The following is a 16,016-nucleotide window of genomic DNA, read 5'->3' on the forward strand; positions in this document are numbered from 1 at the left end:
GTCGGAAGAACCTACTGAATGACGATCTGAAGGCCGTACGGGCTCGGGTTCGCGGCGAGGGAGCCGCCGCGCATGCGCACGAAATACGTGCCCGCCGCGAGGTTCATCGCGAGCGCCGATCCGCAGTTGCCGACGATGTCGTCGCCCGTGGCGAGCACGGTCGTCCCGTCGGGCGCGAGGATGTCGACGATCGTGTCGAGTGTCTTCGCGGCGCAGGCATTCGTGCCTTGATCGGTCGTGGTCGCCGTGAGGCTCGCCGCCGGCGCGTCGAGGACCACGGACACCACGTCGACGTCCCCGAGCGGCGTGAGCACGCCGTTCCACGGCTCCGAAAAGGCGTTGGCCGCCCCCGGGGTGTCGTTGGGCTCGGTCTCCGTGATTTCGATCGTGCAGGTCGGGCTGCACCCGTCGCCCGCCGCCGTATTGCCGTCGTCGCAAGCCTCGGCGGGCGTCTTCTGCCCGTCGCCGCAGACATCGACGACCTGGTCGATGCGCAATCGATACAAGAACGTGGGGCTCGACGCGGCGGGCGAGGCCACGACACGCGCGAAATAGGACCCGGGCGCGAGGCTCGGCAGGACGGCGCGCGAGCACGCTCCTTCCCCGGCGTCGTCGTCGCTCGCGAGGACCGTCGTCCCGTCCGCCTCGCGGACCTCGAGGATCGTGTCGATCGCGCCCGTGGCGCAACCACCGTCGCCGACGTCGAGGATACGCGCGATCACGCTCGTATTCGCGGCGGCGACCGTGAAGGAGACGAAATCGACGTCGCCCTCGGGGCTCATCTTCGCAGGAAAGGGGTCCTTGTAAGGGGTCGCCTGGGCTGACGTGTCGTTCGGCTCGATTTCACCGAGCTCCACGGTGCATTGCGACGAGCAACCGTCGCCGGCGTCGGTGTTTCCGTCGTCGCACTCCTCGCCGGGATCGAGCGCGTCATCGCCACAGACGGGCGCGGGTTTGCCACCGGCGCCGCCTTGTCCACCGGCGCCGCCCTGCCCGCCGAGGCCGCCTTCGCCGCCTTGACCGCCTTCTCCACCCGCGCCCCCCGGCCCCGCGCCGGACGAGCTGCTCGATGCCGTATTGCTGCGCGGCGGGAGGCCCGCGCCCTCGCTGCAGGCAGCGAGGGCCGTCCCGACGAGACCAAGCACGAGGATCGTTCGTTTCATTCGGATTCCGGGCAGGAGTAGCTGAGGTCCCAGCTCTTCACGATGGCCGCCGCGCTCTTGTTCGTCGCGGGGTTCAAGGTGATCGAGAGCTCGAGGTGGCTCTGCCGGGCGTCACCCGCGCCCAGTTTGTCGTAGAGGGAGATCGGGCACGGCGCCGGACCGCCCATCGGGCAAACCTGCGTGTCGGGCGAGGCCTTCGCGGTCGCGAGGGGCTTGTACGTCGCGCCGGCGAGGCCCGCCAGCGTGGTCGCCGTGCGCGCCTTCCAGACGACGTTCGTATCGGCGGCCGTGAGCGTATCGTACGCGAGGAAGCCCCATTGCACCGTGGTTCCCTGCGGACAAACCGCCTCGTATTTGTACGTGAACGTCGCGGGATCGTACCCGCCGGGGCAGCCGAGATCGACGGAGAGCTTGGCGCCTGCGTCGTTCAAGACCGTCTGGCAGGTCGAGGGGCAAAGCTTGAGCTGGGCCGGATTCGCCGGGTCGTCGTAATACCAGCCCGACCCGCACGCCGCCCCGGAGGCCACGTTGCCGAGGACCACCGGCGCGCCCGAGGTCGGCGTGAAGGTGACCTTCGCGGCGCTCGGATCGTAAACGCCGCCGCTCGGGACCACGAAATCGCAGGAGAGCGTATCCCCCTTGATCTGGATCAGCGCCGAGAGCAGCTCGTTCTCGACGTTGCCGCCGGGCGCAACGAAAAAGCCCTTTTTCGTGCCGCCCTTCGTCGCGATCTGGTTCATGAACGCCTGGTTCGCGCCCTGGATGCCGATCGCGTACGTCTTGATGCCCTTCGTCGAGAACGCATTGCCCGCGATGTCGGAGATGTCCGCCTCGTTCTCGTTGCAGCCGACGGGATCGCCGTCGGTCGCGAAGACGACGATGGCGTCCTCGTTCGGGTTCGCGTTCTTGTAATTGATGGCCCATTGCGTCGCGCCCGAGAGCGCGGGGTACATGGGCGTGTTGCCGTTCGGCGATTTCGCGTTCAGGGCGTCGACGAGCTTCTTTTCCTGAGCATCGGCCGGCGCCGATTGGAGCGTCAGGATGCCGACGTCGACGAGCGGCGACCGGCAGGCCGTGGCGCTGCAGAGCGAATCGTTGCAGCCCGAGACCGGCGCGTTGTCGGGCCAGAACCGGAGCGCGACGCCGAGGCCGGCTGAGCCGGGATCCTGGAAGAATTTCTTGAGCGCCTTCACGGTCGCCGACCAGCGCGTCTCGCCGCCGCCGATGTCCGTGGTCATCGAGCCCGAGCGGTCGAGCGCGACGAACATGTTCACGCGCTTGACCGTCGCGGTCGTCGTATTCGAGCAGCTCGGCGCGCCGCAGGCGACGTTCGGCGCGAACGACGCCCAGTTGTCGAGGCACTGGCATTCGGCGAGCTGCGTGTAGCCGCCGTAGCTCGGCGGGTTCACCATGATCTCGCGCTTCGCCGAGCCGAGGCCGCAGCTCGCGGCCGGGACGTTGATGCATTTGCCGGGCGGGATGGCGCTCGGCGTCGTGCAGCTCCCGATGCCGGAGAGCGCCTGGTTCGGGGTGCATTTTCCGAACTGGCCGGAGCCCGCCGCGTAATGGATGAGCTTCACGCCCGCCGGGACCGTGGCGTTTCCGTGATTGCACACCGGCACCGACCCGCTGCAGGGGACGCCGATCGAAAGGTCGTAGCCGGCGCACTCCGGATCGGTTTGTCCGGGGAGCCATGGCACGCAGTCGCCCTTGACCGGGCAGCCCTGCCCGCACAGCGTCTTCACGCGGTCGACGCAGAGGTTCGTCCAGGCGACGTTGCAACAATCGGGCAGCTCCTGGCAGATCGTGGCGACGCACGAGTCGCACGCCGGATTGAGCTTCTCGCCCGAGTCGCACTTGTTGTGCGAGCAAGGCGGATCCTGGTAGCACTTCGCGCCGCAGACGCTGTCGACCATGCCCACGCAGGCGGAGTCCCACGCGAACGGCCCGCACGATTTGCCGCAGACGCTGCCGACCTTGTTCACGCACTCCGCGGTCCAGCTCGCCGGATCGCAGGATTTGCCGCACAAGGCGGGGACCTTGTCGACGCACCGCTGCGTCCAGCCCGCGGTGCACGAGTTGCCGCAGACGGTCGTGACCTTGTCCACGCAGGACGACGTCCATTTCGGCGAAGGGCACTTGTCGTTCTGCTGGCAGACCGAGGCGACGAGGTTCACGCAGGACGACGTCCAGCTCCCGCTGCAGCAGCTCGGCTGCGCGGCGCACACCGCGGCGACGCACGGATCACAGGCTGCCGCGAGCTTCGAGCCCGTGGAGCAATAGTCGTGCGCGCAGGCGACCGTGCCGGGCGTGAAATCGCAGCACTTCGGCTCGGCGGCGCAAATCTCGGCCACGCACGAATGGCACCCCGGGACGAGCGGGTTGCCCGTCGAGCAATACCCGTGCGAGCACGTGCCGGTCGTGCCCAGGTTGCAGCATTTCGGATCGTCGGCGCAGACGGCCGTCGCGCACGGATCACAGTTGGTCGTGAGCGAGCCGCCCGTCTTGCAATAGTCGTGGCCGCAGGAGCCCCACGACGGCAGGCCACAGCACTTCGGATCGGCGCCGCAGATCGCGGTGACGCACGGATCGCAGCCGTCCGTGAGCTTCGCGCCGACCTCGCAGTAATCGTGCGCGCACGTCCCGCCGTACGTCGTCTCGCAGCACGTCGGGTCGATGGCGCAGATCTCGTCCACGCAAGGGTCGCAGCCATACCCGAGCGGGTCGCCGACGGCGCATTTGTTGTGGTTGCACGTGCCGAACACCGGCGCCGAGCAGTATTGATTGAACTGGCAGTCCACGCCCTCGTCGCAAGGCTGGCCCACGCCCTGCGCGACGAGGTCCGCCGGATAATTGCCGAGATCACCCGTCTGCCACGAAAAAATGGGCGTCTGCGCGAACGGCTTCAGACCCCCGGGCGGATCCTCGTCGAAGACCTGGCAAGAAGGATCACAAGGGTTGTTCGCGCAATTCGCGAGGACATTGCTGCCCGGAGGGGCGGGCTTTTCGCTGGAGGCGCCGCCCGGGGCGAAGGAAGCCTTGTCCTCCTGACACGGACCCCACTTGCCATTGCTGCAGACGTGGACGCCCTTGAAGCACGACTTCACGCCGTTGTGCTCGCCGAGCTCGACCGTACACGTCTTCTTCTGGCCCTCCTGGCAAAGCGCCGGCGCGCCGCCCGAGCCGCCGTCGCCCCCGGTTCCGCCTTCGCCCCCCGTGCCCCCCGCGCCATTGTCGCCGCCCACCGACGCGTCCGAGCCCCGCGGCGGCAGATCGTCAGCCCCCTGGCTGCAGGCCAGGAGCAGAATGAAAAAAGGCACCACGAAAAGGGGGAGTAACCCCCGGAATGACGGGGTTCTCGCCGGTCCGGAACCATAAGCCATGACTGAGCGCCTCCAGTGCCAACCTTCCATGATGCATGAAGGCTGTCTGGGATCAAGGCGTTTTGGTCACTGGATTTACCGGGCCCGGTTTTTGGCATTACCAGCGCGTCGCGTCGCGCGGGCCCTCACGCGCCGAGCATCGCCGCGAGCGCGGGCAAAAGCTCGCCGAGGCGTGCGTCCACACGCACGGCCGCGTGTTCGTCGCCGCGCGTCGAACCGAGGTTCACGATGGCCACGGGCACGCCCCGCTCGCTCGCGCGACGCACGAATCGATAGCCGGAGTACACCGTGAGCGACGAGCCCACGACGAGCAGCGCCTCGGCCTCGTCGAAGAGCGCCCACGCGGCCTCGGTGACGCGCGGCGGCACGTTCTCGCCGAAAAAGACGACGTCGGGCTTGAGCGTGCCGCCGCAGCCCAGACAAACCGGGACGTGGAAATCGGCGAAGGCGTCGTGATCGAGGTCGGCGTCGCCGTCGGGCGCGAGGGCCGTGCCCCACCGATAGAACGAAGGGTTCTCCGCAATCAGGCGCTCCTGCAAAGCGGCGCGCGGCTCGATCACGCCGCAGCCGAGGCAACGAACGCGGGCGAGCGCGCCGTGCAGCTCGACCACGCGTTCGCTGCCCGCGGCCTGGTGCAGTCCGTCGACGTTTTGCGTGATCGTGCCCGCGAGCCGGCCCGCCCGTTCGAGCGCGGCGAGCGCGACGTGCGCCGGGTTCGGCCGGGCCGCCGCGATCCGCGGCCAGCCGTTCATGCTGCGCGCCCAGTAGCGCGCCCGCGAGGCAGGCTCGTGCAGGAACTGGCGGGCTTGCATGGGATTGCGGGCGCGGCGTGCGGTCTCGGGGCCTCGATAATCGGGGATGCCCGACTCCGTGCTCATGCCCGCGCCGGCGAGCGCGACGATACGGCGGCCGTCGAGCAGACGAGCGAGGCTCGACGCGGAGGCGAGGTCGTTCGCTTCGGGGCTGGAAGACGCGGAGAGCGACGAGGTCACGCCCGAGCGTAGCGCACGCAGTCCAGCGAGGCTTGTGGAGGGCGGGCGCGCGGATAAGATCCTCGCTCGCATGGCGAACGACCCGAAGCGAAGGCGCGACGATACGGATTCCGACCTCGCCGTGGAGCAAAAGCGCAAGGTCGAAAAGGCGAAGCGCTGGCAGGTCGTCTTCCACAACGACAACTACACGACGAAATGGTTCGTGGTCGACGTGCTCGTCCGCTTCTTCCACATGGATGAGACGTCGGCGCTGAGCTTCATGCTCGTCGTGCACACCACGGGCCGCGGCGTGGCCGGCGTCTACACGAAGGACGTCGCCGAGACGAAGGCGAAGCTCGTGCAGGAGCACGCGCGCGAGTACGGGATGCCGCTGCGGCTCACGGTCGAGCCCGACGACGAATGAAGGGCGCGCTCAGGGAGCGTCGTCGCGTTTTCCGGCCAAGAACGGGATGGCCTCGGCTTCGACCTCGTCGAAGAGCCAGAGATCGTTGTGGTGCGCGCCCGCGATGGGCATGAACCGGCCGCGCGGGAGGCGCGCGGCGAGCGTCTTGCCGTGATCCACGGGGATGAGCTCGTCGTCGGTGCCGTGCACGACGAGGACGGGCACGTTCACGTTCGAGGCCCGCGCGGCGGAGTCGAATCGGTGCTGCAAGAGGAGCCGCACCGGCAAGAACGGGAAGATGCGCGCGCCCACGTCGGGCAGTGACGTGAAGGGGCAGAGGAGCAGGACGCGCACGCCATGGCCTCGCGCGGCCATCTCCGTCGCCACGCCCGTGCCGAGTGATTGTCCCGCGAGCACGAGGTCGGTCCGCAGGATGCCCCGGTGCTCGACGAGGTGCCCGATCCCGCGCTCGGCCGCATCGAAGATCGCTCGTTCGCTCGGCTCGCCGAGCCCGCGCGCGAGCCCGTAGCCGGGATACTCGATCGCCGCGAACCCCGCGCCGGCGCGGGCAAAGAGATCCGCGAGCCATGCGCTGTCGGCGATCTGCTCGCCGTTTCCGTGGAAATACACGACCACGGGCCCACGCGCCGGGGGCGGCCGGAACAACATGGGCGTGCCGCCGTCGATCCGTATGAGCTCAAAATTTCCGGCGGGCGTGCGTCCGACCGTGGGCGCGGGGAAGACGATGCGGCTCTGGGACGCGTAGACGAACCAGCAGACGAGGAGGTACACGACGACGATCGCCCCGAGGACGACGGCCATCACGCGACGCGCCCGGTGTTTTCTGGCTGGACGAGCGACATCGGTCCCCTCGGCCACGGAAGGCGCGCCTATTTTCCGCCGCCGAAGAGGAGCGCGCCGCCGAGGATCGATTCGAGCGCGCCGCCCACGGAGCCCACGAGATCCCCGACCTTGCCGAGCGCCGCGCCCGCCGCGCCCGCGACCTTGTCCACCGCGGCGCCCGCCTTGTCGGCCGCCTTCTCCGCGGCGCCGAGGGCCGTTCCGAGCGTCTTGTCGACCGCGCCCGTGGCTTTGTCGAGCGTGCCCGTCACGGCGACCGTGGCCTTGTCGATCGTGCCCGTGACCGCGCCCGTGGCTTTATCGAGCGCCTTTTCGTACTTCGCCTCGGCCTTGTCGAGCGTCGTGCCGATCGCGCCCGTCACCTTGTCGATGGCCGCGTTGACCTTCGTGTCGACCTTGTCGAGCGCGGCGTTCGCCTTGCCCTGGGCCTTGTCGAGCGCCTTGTCGACCTTTGCCTGCGCCTTGTCGAGCGTCTTCGACACCGCGCCCGTGACCTTGTCGGCCGCCGCCGAGACCTTCTCCGCGCCCTCGACGAGCGCCGCACCGAGCTCGTTCATCCGCTCGATCGCGCCCGTCTTCGTGAGCACCGCGCCGAGCACGACCGCGCCGAGCGAGCCCGCGAGATCGGAAAGCGTTACCGGCTTCGGCGCCGCGGCCGCGCCGCCCACGACGACGGTCTTCACCCCGTCGCAGACCGTGGCCCCGCAGCTCGTCTTGTCGCCGACCCGCACGAGCTGCATGCCGTGCACGAGCACACTCGGGCTTCCCGCGACGATGGGCTGCGCGACGTGCGGCCCGCACGGCTGGGGCAGGGAAGGGGCGAGCACGGCCATCTGCCCCGGCCCGAGCATCACATCCTGCGCGCCCGTGGCCACCACGCCCGTCGTGAGGATGGGGACCATGTCCACGATCGAGATCATCGTCCCGGCGGGCGCCGCTCCAATGCCTGCGCCGAGGCTCGCGGCGCCCGCGCCACCGAGCCCCGCCGGGCCCACGACCTCGCTGCCGAGCGTCGCCGCGACCATCGCCTGGCTCGGCGTGACGAGCGGCATGGCCGCGTGCGCGAGCCTCGAACCGACCTTCGCCGCGAGATGACCCGTGCTCATTTACGCCCTCACGTCTCCTCCCCCGGGCGGGGGAAACGCACCGTGGACAGGATCCGATCGAAGAGCGGGTTCATTTGATCCGCGTCGACCTTGGCCGCGGTCGCATTGAAGCAAAAGACCGTGCGCCGCCGCCCGAGCGCCATCGCGAGCCTCTGCTCGAGCTCGCCCGACTGCGCGCGCCAGGTGAAATGCAGCTCGATCCCCGGCTGCCCGCCGAGCGTGCGCTCCTTCCGCTCCTTGAGCTCGAACCCTTCGAGGCGCTTGCCGAGCTCCGCGAGCTGTTTGTCCGCGTAGGACACGAGTGTCTCCTCGGGGGAGAGCACGTCGCGGGTCATGACCACGTTCGGCGCCGTGGTTTGTCCGGGCCGCGGGGTGGCGGCGAACGCCACCATCGTGCGGTCCTCCCAGTGGCGGGGTACGTCGAAGGAGACGTCTCGGCTCTCGTATCGCGACATTCGCTATTTCTCTCCTCAGATGACCGCCGCGCGCTTCACGAAGGCCTCGGCGAGCTCGCCCCAGGGCCGCTCGTAGACCACGTATCCCTTCTTCGTGAGGGTGTGAACGAACGCGTCGCTCGATGAAAACCCGTTCATCTGCGCCTCGACGAGGTTCGCCTCGAGCTCGGCGCCCGAGACCGGCATCGCGCCCTGCGTCTTCATCACGAAGAGCTGACCTTCGCCGGGGCTCTGCAGGATCGTCGCGCCCTTCGAACCACCGTTGATGGCCGAAGCGACGTCGTCGCCCGTGAAACCACCGGCGCGCGAGAAGACCTGCCCGAGGGATCCGCCGTCCGGCGCGGCGCCCTGGCCGAGGCTCATCTGCGGGCCCGAAAGCGCATTCGAGCCGTTCCCGCCGAACGCGTTTTGCAGCGCGCCCTTCACGTCGCCGAGCGCGCCCTGGCCCTCTCCCTGGGCCGCGCCGAGCGCGTCCTTCGTGCCCTCGGCGGCGTCCTTGCCCTGGCCCTTGAGCTCGCCCCAGAAGTCTTCGGCCTCGTTCTTGAGGTCGCCCCAGGCGTCCTTGGCGTCGCCCTTGATGTCCTTCCAGGCGTCCTTCGCCTCCTGGCCCGCCTGCTTGAACTCGTCCTTCGTCTGGTTCCAGGTCTCCTTCGCCTCGGTCTTGGTCTGTTTCCAGGCCTCCTTGGCGTCCTCGACGGTCTGCTTGGCGTCGGCCTTGGTCTGGTTCCAGGTCTCTTTCGCGTCGGCTTTGGTCTGCTTCCAGGTCTCCTTGGCCTCTTCCCAGGTCTGTTTGGCTTCGGCCTTGGTCTGGTTCCAGGTCTCCTTCGCGTCGGTCTTGATCTCGTTCCACGCGGCCTTCGTCTCGGCGACGAACTCCTTCGGGATGGCCTTGATGTCGGCGACCATCTCCTTCGCGTCCGCGATGGTCTGCTTGACCGTCTCCTTCGCGCTTTCGATCTGGCCCTTCACCTCATCGACGACGGCCTTGGCCTGGCCCTTGATCTCCTCGACCTTGGCCTTGGCCTGGGCCTTCCACTCCTCGACCTTGCCCTTCCACTCCTGGACCTTCTGCTTGACCTCTTCCTTGGCGCCTTCGATCCGGGCCTTGAGCTCCTGCACGCGGGCCTTCGCGGCCTCGACCTGCGTCTTGGCCATCTCGATGATCTCGCCCGCCTGCTTCTTCATCTCCTGGAAGCGCTCGACGGCCTGATCTTTGAGCGCGATCACGCGCTCCTTGATCTCCTGGACCTTGGCCTTGGCCTGCTCCTTGATGTCGTTGATGCGGCCCTTGATCTCCTCGATCTTGGCCAAGGCCAGCTCCTTAACAGCCTCGATGCGGCCCTTGATCTCGTCGATCTTGGCCTGCACCCGCGCCTTGGCCTCGGAGAACTTCTCCTTCACCTCGGCCACCTTGCCGAGCACGGCCGCCTTCGCCGCTTCGAGCTTGCCCTTGAACTCCTCGACGATCGCCACGGCGCGCGCCTTGGCCTCTTCGAGTTTGCCGCGGAGCTCCTGGATCTTGGCCTGCACCTGCGCCTTCGCGGCTTCGAGCTTGGCTTTCACCTCCTCGAACTTCGCGATGGCCATCTGCTTCGCGGCTTCTGCCCGCGCACGCAGATCCTCGACCGCGCCGCGGATCTTCTCCTGCACGTCGCCCGCGATCTCGCCGGCCCGCGCGCGGATCTGATCGATGCGCTCCTGGAGTTTTTTCTGTTCGAGCGCCACGCGATCGAGGATGTCGTCGACGATCACGCCCGGCACGTTGAGGACCTTGTCGATCGCCGCCTGGAGCTGCTCGTTGATGGCCTCGGGCACCATCAGATAACCCGGCGCATCCGCGATCGAGGCGGGCGGCTCTTCGAGCAGGCGCCGGAGCGCGCCCTCGACGGCCTGTTCGTCGAAGCCGCCCGGGATCTCGTCGAAGACCTTCGCCGAGAGCGCCTTCGCCGCGTTGTTCACGGCCTCGGGGAACGAGAGATCGGCGAGGTTGATCTCGGCCGCGCCGAGGGACATCGGCACGGGCGAGCTCGCGCCCGCGGTGTTGAGCAGGACGTTCGGCGCGCCGTCGATGTGCACCTCGCGCCCCGCGAGCCCCGCGAGCCCACCGGCGCTCACCTTGATGCTGCCGCTCGCGTCGAGGAAGATGTCGCCGCCCGCGAGCGTGAGCGAGGCCTTGCCCGTCGAGAGCACGACCCGATCGTTCGAGAGCGATGCACCGGTCTCGCCGACCTGGATGTGGCACTCGCCGCCGACGACGAGGACGTCGCTCTGCTCGATGCGCGTCGTGCGGCTCCCGACGACGTGGAGCGTCTGATCCGCGCCGATTTTCCGGCTCTCACGCTCGCCGACCTGCACGTCGAGATCGGTGCCGACCTGGAGCGTGTGTTTCTCCCGGACGACCTCCTCGCGGTCCTTCTGCGCGTGCATGAACACCTTCTCGCGCCCCTTGGCGTCCTCGAAGGTGATCTCGTTGAAGCCGCCGGATCCGGGCGAGCTGTCGCTCTTCCACGAGGTCTTCGTCTTGTGATCGGGCAGCTTGTACGGGTGCGGCGAGGTGCCGTTGAAGACGCGGCCGACGATGATCGGCTGGTCGGGGTCGCCTTCGAGGAAATCGACGAGGACCTCCTGCCCGACGCGCGGGATCGCGACGTTTCCATATCCGCGCCCAGCCCAGACTTGGCTCACGCGGATCCAGCACGAGCTCTCGTCCGTGTACTTGCCCTCGCGATCCCAGTGGAACTGCACGCGCACGCGGCCGTACTCGTCGACGTGGATCTCCTCGCCGGGCGGGCCGACGACGACCGCGCTCTGCAAACCGCCCATGCGCGGCTTCGGCGTGACGGGCACGGGCCTGTACGGATCGTCGGCAAACACGGCCGTGCCCGTGCTCGACCAGTCGCCCTCGCTCGTCCCTTCGAGCGTGCGTTGCACGAGGAGCAGGCGTTTTTCCTTGGCGAGGTCGTCCCGCGGATGCCCTTCCATGCAGAACACGTCGCCGGGCGAGAGGCCGAGCGCGGTCGTCTGGAAGAGGACCTTGCGGCGACCTTGCCGCGTACCGTCGAGCCTACGCGCCGCGAGCGCCTTGGCCTCGCGTTCGTCGACGCGCCCCGGATCCACGACGAACGCGCCGGGGACGTAGCTGTAGCTCTCGTATCGATCTTCCTGATCGAACGTCGACTTCGCCTCGGCGATGAGCTGGAAGTCGGGTCGCCTGCGGAAATCGTGATCCCGCAGCGTCATGCGGCCCTGCCGCACCTGGTGCGAGACTTTTACGTGCGTGATCGCGTCGCGCGACTTCGCGTGCTCGAGGTTGTTCACGTAGAGCAGCGGCGCGCCGGCTTCGCGCACGGTGGGATCGGTGACGAGGACGAGTTTGCTCGGCGATTCGCTGCCCGGATCCGGCGGGCGGAAATGGTAGCTGATGCCCGCTTCTTCGAGCAGCCGCGAGAGGAACGCGAAGTCGGTCTCGCCGTACTGCACGCGGTACTCGAGCTTCGGGAACGTGCCCGCGTCGAGCTCCAGCACGGGCTCGATCTCCCAGTCCGCGAGGAGCTTCTTCGTGATGTCGGGGATCGACAGGTGCTGGAAAATGCGCTGGTTGCGGCGCTGCGAGGTGCGCCAGAGCGCCGGCACGATCCGCAGGAAGTACGTCGAGAGCCCGTCCGGCTCGACCTCGATCTGCTCGGCATACTGCACGACGCCGGTCCAGGCGAGGCCGCCCGCGACCTTGAATCCCGCGCCGTTTCCGACGAGGGCGTCGAGATCGATGTCCTCGTCCGAAGAGCGCGCGACGAGCGAGACGTCGAAGAGCGTCGACATCTCCTCGACGACCGAAAAGCTCCGCACGGAGAGGTTGATGTCCTTCGCTGCGAAACGAAGCTCTAGGTTTTCCATGGGACAGCGTGCGAAACGATACGCGAGCGCAAGGCGGGCGGGAAGACGGAAGCTTCGTGTACGATGGCCCCGTGCGAAGGCCAGGGTTCCTATGGCTCCTCCCGCTCGTGCTCGCCGCGTGCAGCACGCGGTGCGGCGAAACGCGCGTGGAGGGCCTCGCGCCGGCGGGCTCGATCACGCTCGTCAGGGCGCCTGCCGAAGGCCCGGAGACCCCATTGCCGGCGCCGGCGGGCCGCGAGGGGGACGTCGGCACCGCGCACCCTTTGCTGCTCGAGGCGCATGATCCCGCGGGCCGGTGGGTGATCCTTTGCCAGCCGCGCGAGGACACGAATGGTGATGGCCAGGTCGAGGCGCACCGGGGTATGCACGGCGCGACGTTCGGCGACGACGTCGACCCCTATCTGATCCTCGAATCGGGCCCGGGTCAGCGGATCGACCAGTACGTGGCGCATGCGGGCTCCCACGTCGCCGTGATCCGTGACGGCAAGCTCGTGATCGTCGATGTCGAGGCGCGGACCGAGACCGTCTTGCCGCGCGTCGACGTGACCGACGATGGCGACCCCTTCGAACCGCACCGGGCCGCCGTCTTCGACGCCGCGGGCAAGACGCTCGGCTACCTCGCGAAGAAGGGCGAGCGCACGATTGCGATCGTGCGGGACCTCGAGGCCGGCGTGGAGACGGAGGTCGATCCCGGGCCCGGACGGCTCTGGCGCATCGATCTCCCGGGCGACGGCAGCTCGATCGCGATGCGGGTCGTCGTCGCCGATACGAACGGCGACGGTATCCTCGGCTGGCCGATTCCCGAGACCACGCGCAGCCATCGCCGCTGCCGCACGAGCGGGTCGTACAGCGTTCATCCAGGAAAAACCGATACCATGGCGACGCGGATCGTCTCGCTCGCGACGGGGCGGATGACGCGCGTGCCGGGCATCGAGGCCGCACTCGGGAATCGATGGGTCGTCCGGGAGGAGGCGCCGGAAAAGAGCCCGGCCGCGCTGTTTCTGGTGTCGGCGGAGGGAATCGCGCGGCCGTTCGTCTCCGCGGCATGTGACGGAGAACTGTTTTACCTGGATCACGGGCGCAAGCTCGCGCTCGTGGCTTGCCAGAACGGCGCTGTGCGCTTCGGCGGAGGGCTGGAGCGGACGCGCGTCGAGCTCCACGGCGAGGATGTTCATTTGCCGCTCGGCGTATTCGTCCAGGATCCGGGCTTTTATACGAAAAAGGTGGGGACGGGGAGCGTGGTGTTGCTCCGTTCCGTGAGCCCCGAGGAGGGCAGAGCGGACCCGCCGGACGTGCTCGTCGACATGGAGCACCACGGCGTGCTCCACCCCTTCCCCGAGGGAGCACGCGCGCTCTCGGCCCACGACAGGTATGCGCTGTACATGTCCGCAGAGAACAAACTCATGCTGCGTGATAGGAGCTCCGGCGTCGATTCCGTTCTTCGTCCTTCCGAGCGCAGCGAGCACCTGGATCAGGTCGAGCGGTTTGCCTATTCGGGCCCCGAGGTCTTCGACCTCGAGCGTGGTGTCGTCGGCAGAATATCCCTCTTTTACGCGATGATCCTGACGACGGACGGATGGGGGCTCGGCGTGCCGCACACGTCGGAGGACAAACTCCCGGAGAGAAACGAGCTGTGGAGAGGGCCTTTGCGCTGGGCGAAGCCAACGCCGGAACCGTATTACGGCCGCTTCGGTTTGTGGTAACTTCCGCCTCGATGCTGCGTCTCCACACCTTTCCTCCGTCTTCCAACGCCCTCAAAGTGCGGTTCGCGCTCGCCGAGCTTGGCCTTCCGTACGAGGCCGTCGAGGTGAATCTGCTCCGCGGCGATCAGCGGGATGCCACCTTCCTCAGCAAGAACCCCCACGGAAAAGTCCCGGTCCTCGAGGACGGGGCGCTCGTGCTCCGTGAATCCGACGCGATCGTGGCCTACCTCGGCGATGCGTACGGAGCGGCGCTCTGGCCGAAGAGCCCGGCCGCGCGGGCCGAGGCGCTGCAGTGGCTCTTCTTCGACGCGGCGAATTTCGGTTATGCGGGGCGCCTCTGGTGGGCCGACGTGCTCACCCCGAAGACCGGGCGCACCGGGCCCGCCGCCGGGCCGGAGCTCGTGGGACAGGTCGCGATCGACGTCGGCCGGGCGCTCGGCGTGCTGGAGACGCACCTCGCGTCCTGCGATTACCTGCTCGGCGATTTCACGCTCGTTGATTGCAGCGTCGGCGTGATGGTGAACATCCTCCGCGGCACGCGCCTCGATACGCCGGAGGCATTTCCTGCCGTGACCGCCTACCGGGATCGAATTCGCGCCCGCGCGTCCTGGACGGCGGCGGGCGGGAAAGCCATCGAGCTGTGACGAGGAGCGTCCCGTGACCACGAAAGCGCCCGCCAAGAAGACGACGAAACGGTCGGCGCCCGCGCCCGACGACGTGGAGGCGTTCCTCGCCTCGCTCGATCATCCCTTCGAGAAGGAGATCCGCGAGATCCGGAAGGCGATCCTCGGCGCCGATGCGCGTATCGGCGAGGGCATCAAGTGGAACGCGCCGAGCTTTCGCACGTCGGAGTTTTTCGCGACGTTCCATTTGCGAGCGAAAGACGGCGTGCAGGTCATCCTGCACCTCGGCGCGAAAAAGCGAGAGTCACCGGGGTTCGCCATCGACGATCCCGAATCACTCCTCGAATGGCTCGGCAAGGATCGGGCCTCGGTGAAGTTCCGGGATGCAAACGATGTCGAGGCGAAACGCGCTGCCTTCGTGAACGTCGTTCGCCAGTGGATCGAGCACGTGTAGCGCTGCGAGCAGGGGGCGAGTCGCGGACCTCGGCCGTAGGGTCGCCCAGCTCATTCGATCACGGCTTGCAGCTCGCAGGGGCGTTCACGTACGTCTGGCCGAGCGGGGTGAGCTCGCCGCCTTCACCCAGCAGATCGATGCTGGAGGTGAAGTCGCTCCGCCCGGTGAACCAGGCATAACGTTCGACCCTGGGATCGGCCTCGAGGATCGCGAGCGCGGCCTTCATGTAGGCTTGTTGCGCGGGCTCGGAGGTGTCGCTCCCGTCGAGGCACGAGAACTCCGTGAGCCATAGCTTTTGCGTGTACTTGCTCTCGAATTGCTGGAGGTACCAGGTGAGAGCGCCACCGTCACACGCGTACCAGTGCATCGCAATGTAGTCGACTTTGCAGCCCTGACACGCGGCAAAAAACTGGTCGAGCCACTCGAACGGGTCCGCCACGTTGCAGGTGCCCCCGCAGAAGTTGACGGCGGGCGAGACGATCGCGAGGTCGTGCTGCTTCGCGAAGTCCTCGATCTGAGGCCAGAGCGCGGCCGCCTGCGTCGGCGTGAGGTTCGCCTGTGAGCCGAAATTGGGCTCGTTGAAGCCGAGGAGATGGCGCGCGTCGGCCGGGACCTCCGCAGAAAGCGCCGAGAGGGATGCCTCACCCCACGCCATGGGCACGTACTCCACGCCGAGCCCGGCGTAGGCGGCGGCGACGTCGGCGTTGTCCGGTTTCGCCGCCCAGTTGTACCACCAGCCGATCCCGTTCGAGAGCGCGGTGAGGTCAGCCACGGAGTGGTAGCCGTACGCAATCCCGCGCTTGCACGCGGCCGGGGCAGCGCCGCCGGTGCCCGACGAAGCGCCGCCGGACGACGCGGCGTCCGCGCCGGAGCCCCCCGTGCCCGTGTGCAGCACCTCGACGCTGCTCGAGCCGCAGGCGGTGAGGGCCGCCGCGAGGCCGATGGAGACGCAAGCGAGGAGAGGCAGAGTGCGTTGCATCGAGGGGTAAGTGGGTCGAGC

At 68.1% G+C, this 16,016-nt stretch carries 12 protein-coding genes; 4 read left to right on the plus strand and 8 right to left on the minus strand.

Annotated elements, in window-relative coordinates; all coding sequences use genetic code 11:
- Positions 1-11: 11 nt before the first annotated feature.
- The 3 genes from QHF84_RS29155 to QHF84_RS29165 all read right to left on the minus strand — a co-directional run bounded on the left by QHF84_RS29155 (position 12) and on the right by QHF84_RS29165 (position 5,538).
- Positions 12-1,163 carry a DVUA0089 family protein gene (locus tag QHF84_RS29155; RefSeq protein ID WP_281316715.1) on the minus strand — a complete coding sequence of 384 codons (1,152 nt, stop codon included), beginning with the start codon at positions 1,161-1,163 and terminating at the stop codon, positions 12-14.
- The gene (locus QHF84_RS29160; protein ID WP_281316716.1) at positions 1,160-4,483 is read right to left on the minus strand and encodes a vWA domain-containing protein; all 3,324 of its coding nucleotides are present in this window, start codon (positions 4,481-4,483) and stop codon (positions 1,160-1,162) included. The genes QHF84_RS29155 and QHF84_RS29160 overlap by 4 nt, the downstream gene beginning before the upstream one ends.
- 188 nt (positions 4,484-4,671) lie before the next feature.
- Positions 4,672-5,538, minus strand: coding sequence for an NAD-dependent protein deacetylase (locus QHF84_RS29165; RefSeq protein WP_281316717.1), 867 nt, complete (start codon positions 5,536-5,538; stop codon positions 4,672-4,674).
- A gap of 70 nt (positions 5,539-5,608) precedes the next feature.
- Here QHF84_RS29165 and QHF84_RS29170 point away from each other — a divergent pair, with 70 nt between their 5' ends.
- The gene (locus QHF84_RS29170; RefSeq protein ID WP_281316718.1) at positions 5,609-5,941 is read left to right on the plus strand and encodes an ATP-dependent Clp protease adaptor ClpS; all 333 of its coding nucleotides are present in this window, start codon (positions 5,609-5,611) and stop codon (positions 5,939-5,941) included.
- A 9-nt stretch (positions 5,942-5,950) separates the two neighbouring features.
- On the opposite strand, the gene QHF84_RS29175 is transcribed toward QHF84_RS29170, so the two are convergent.
- The 4 genes from QHF84_RS29175 to tssI all read right to left on the minus strand — a co-directional run bounded on the left by QHF84_RS29175 (position 5,951) and on the right by tssI (position 12,236).
- Positions 5,951-6,742 (minus strand): alpha/beta hydrolase, encoded by a 792-nt coding sequence (locus QHF84_RS29175; protein ID WP_348652891.1) that lies wholly within the window; start codon positions 6,740-6,742, stop codon positions 5,951-5,953.
- Between the two features lie 68 nt (positions 6,743-6,810).
- Positions 6,811-7,887, minus strand: coding sequence for a PAAR domain-containing protein (locus QHF84_RS29180; protein WP_281316720.1), 1,077 nt, complete (start codon positions 7,885-7,887; stop codon positions 6,811-6,813).
- An 8-nt stretch (positions 7,888-7,895) separates the two neighbouring features.
- On the minus strand, positions 7,896-8,342 hold the full coding sequence (locus QHF84_RS29185; RefSeq protein ID WP_281316721.1) for a DUF1795 domain-containing protein: 447 nt from the start codon (positions 8,340-8,342) through the stop codon (positions 7,896-7,898).
- Positions 8,343-8,357: 15 nt separating this feature from the next.
- Positions 8,358-12,236, minus strand: a complete 3,879-nt coding sequence (gene tssI / locus QHF84_RS29190; RefSeq protein WP_281316722.1) for a type VI secretion system tip protein TssI/VgrG — start codon at positions 12,234-12,236, stop codon at positions 8,358-8,360.
- Between the two features lie 71 nt (positions 12,237-12,307).
- Here tssI and QHF84_RS29195 point away from each other — a divergent pair, with 71 nt between their 5' ends.
- The 3 genes from QHF84_RS29195 to QHF84_RS29205 are packed head-to-tail and all read left to right on the plus strand — an operon-like array spanning position 12,308 to position 15,016.
- Positions 12,308-13,939 (plus strand): hypothetical protein, encoded by a 1,632-nt coding sequence (locus QHF84_RS29195; protein WP_281316723.1) that lies wholly within the window; start codon positions 12,308-12,310, stop codon positions 13,937-13,939.
- 11 nt (positions 13,940-13,950) lie between these two features.
- On the plus strand, positions 13,951-14,583 hold the full coding sequence (locus tag QHF84_RS29200) for a glutathione S-transferase family protein (protein ID WP_281316724.1): 633 nt from the start codon (positions 13,951-13,953) through the stop codon (positions 14,581-14,583).
- Positions 14,584-14,596: 13 nt separating this feature from the next.
- A complete protein-coding gene (locus QHF84_RS29205) occupies positions 14,597-15,016 on the plus strand; it encodes a DUF1801 domain-containing protein (RefSeq protein ID WP_281316725.1) in 420 nt (139 codons plus the stop codon).
- A gap of 58 nt (positions 15,017-15,074) precedes the next feature.
- On the opposite strand, the gene QHF84_RS29210 is transcribed toward QHF84_RS29205, so the two are convergent.
- On the minus strand, positions 15,075-15,995 hold the full coding sequence (locus tag QHF84_RS29210; RefSeq protein WP_281316726.1) for a glycoside hydrolase family protein: 921 nt from the start codon (positions 15,993-15,995) through the stop codon (positions 15,075-15,077).
- Positions 15,996-16,016: the final 21 nt, after the last annotated feature.

Origin of the sequence: Polyangium sp. y55x31 (assembly GCF_029946505.1) — a bacterium.
Taxonomy (GTDB): domain Bacteria; phylum Myxococcota_A; class Polyangia; order Polyangiales; family Polyangiaceae; genus Polyangium.

Excerpts from the sequence above, each read along its gene's own strand:
- QHF84_RS29155 (WP_281316715.1), bottom strand. The coding sequence starts at position 1,163 with ATGAAACGAACGATCCTCGTGCTTGGTCTCGTCGGGACGGCCCTCGCT.
- QHF84_RS29170 (WP_281316718.1), top strand. The coding sequence starts at position 5,609 with ATGGCGAACGACCCGAAGCGAAGGCGCGACGATACGGATTCCGACCTC.
- QHF84_RS29175 (WP_348652891.1), bottom strand. The coding sequence starts at position 6,742 with ATGGCCGTCGTCCTCGGGGCGATCGTCGTCGTGTACCTCCTCGTCTGC.
- QHF84_RS29180 (WP_281316720.1), bottom strand. The coding sequence starts at position 7,887 with ATGAGCACGGGTCATCTCGCGGCGAAGGTCGGTTCGAGGCTCGCGCAC.
- QHF84_RS29185 (WP_281316721.1), bottom strand. The coding sequence starts at position 8,342 with ATGTCGCGATACGAGAGCCGAGACGTCTCCTTCGACGTACCCCGCCAC.
- tssI (WP_281316722.1), bottom strand. The coding sequence starts at position 12,236 with ATGGAAAACCTAGAGCTTCGTTTCGCAGCGAAGGACATCAACCTCTCC.
- QHF84_RS29200 (WP_281316724.1), top strand. The coding sequence starts at position 13,951 with ATGCTGCGTCTCCACACCTTTCCTCCGTCTTCCAACGCCCTCAAAGTG.
- QHF84_RS29210 (WP_281316726.1), bottom strand. The coding sequence starts at position 15,995 with ATGCAACGCACTCTGCCTCTCCTCGCTTGCGTCTCCATCGGCCTCGCG.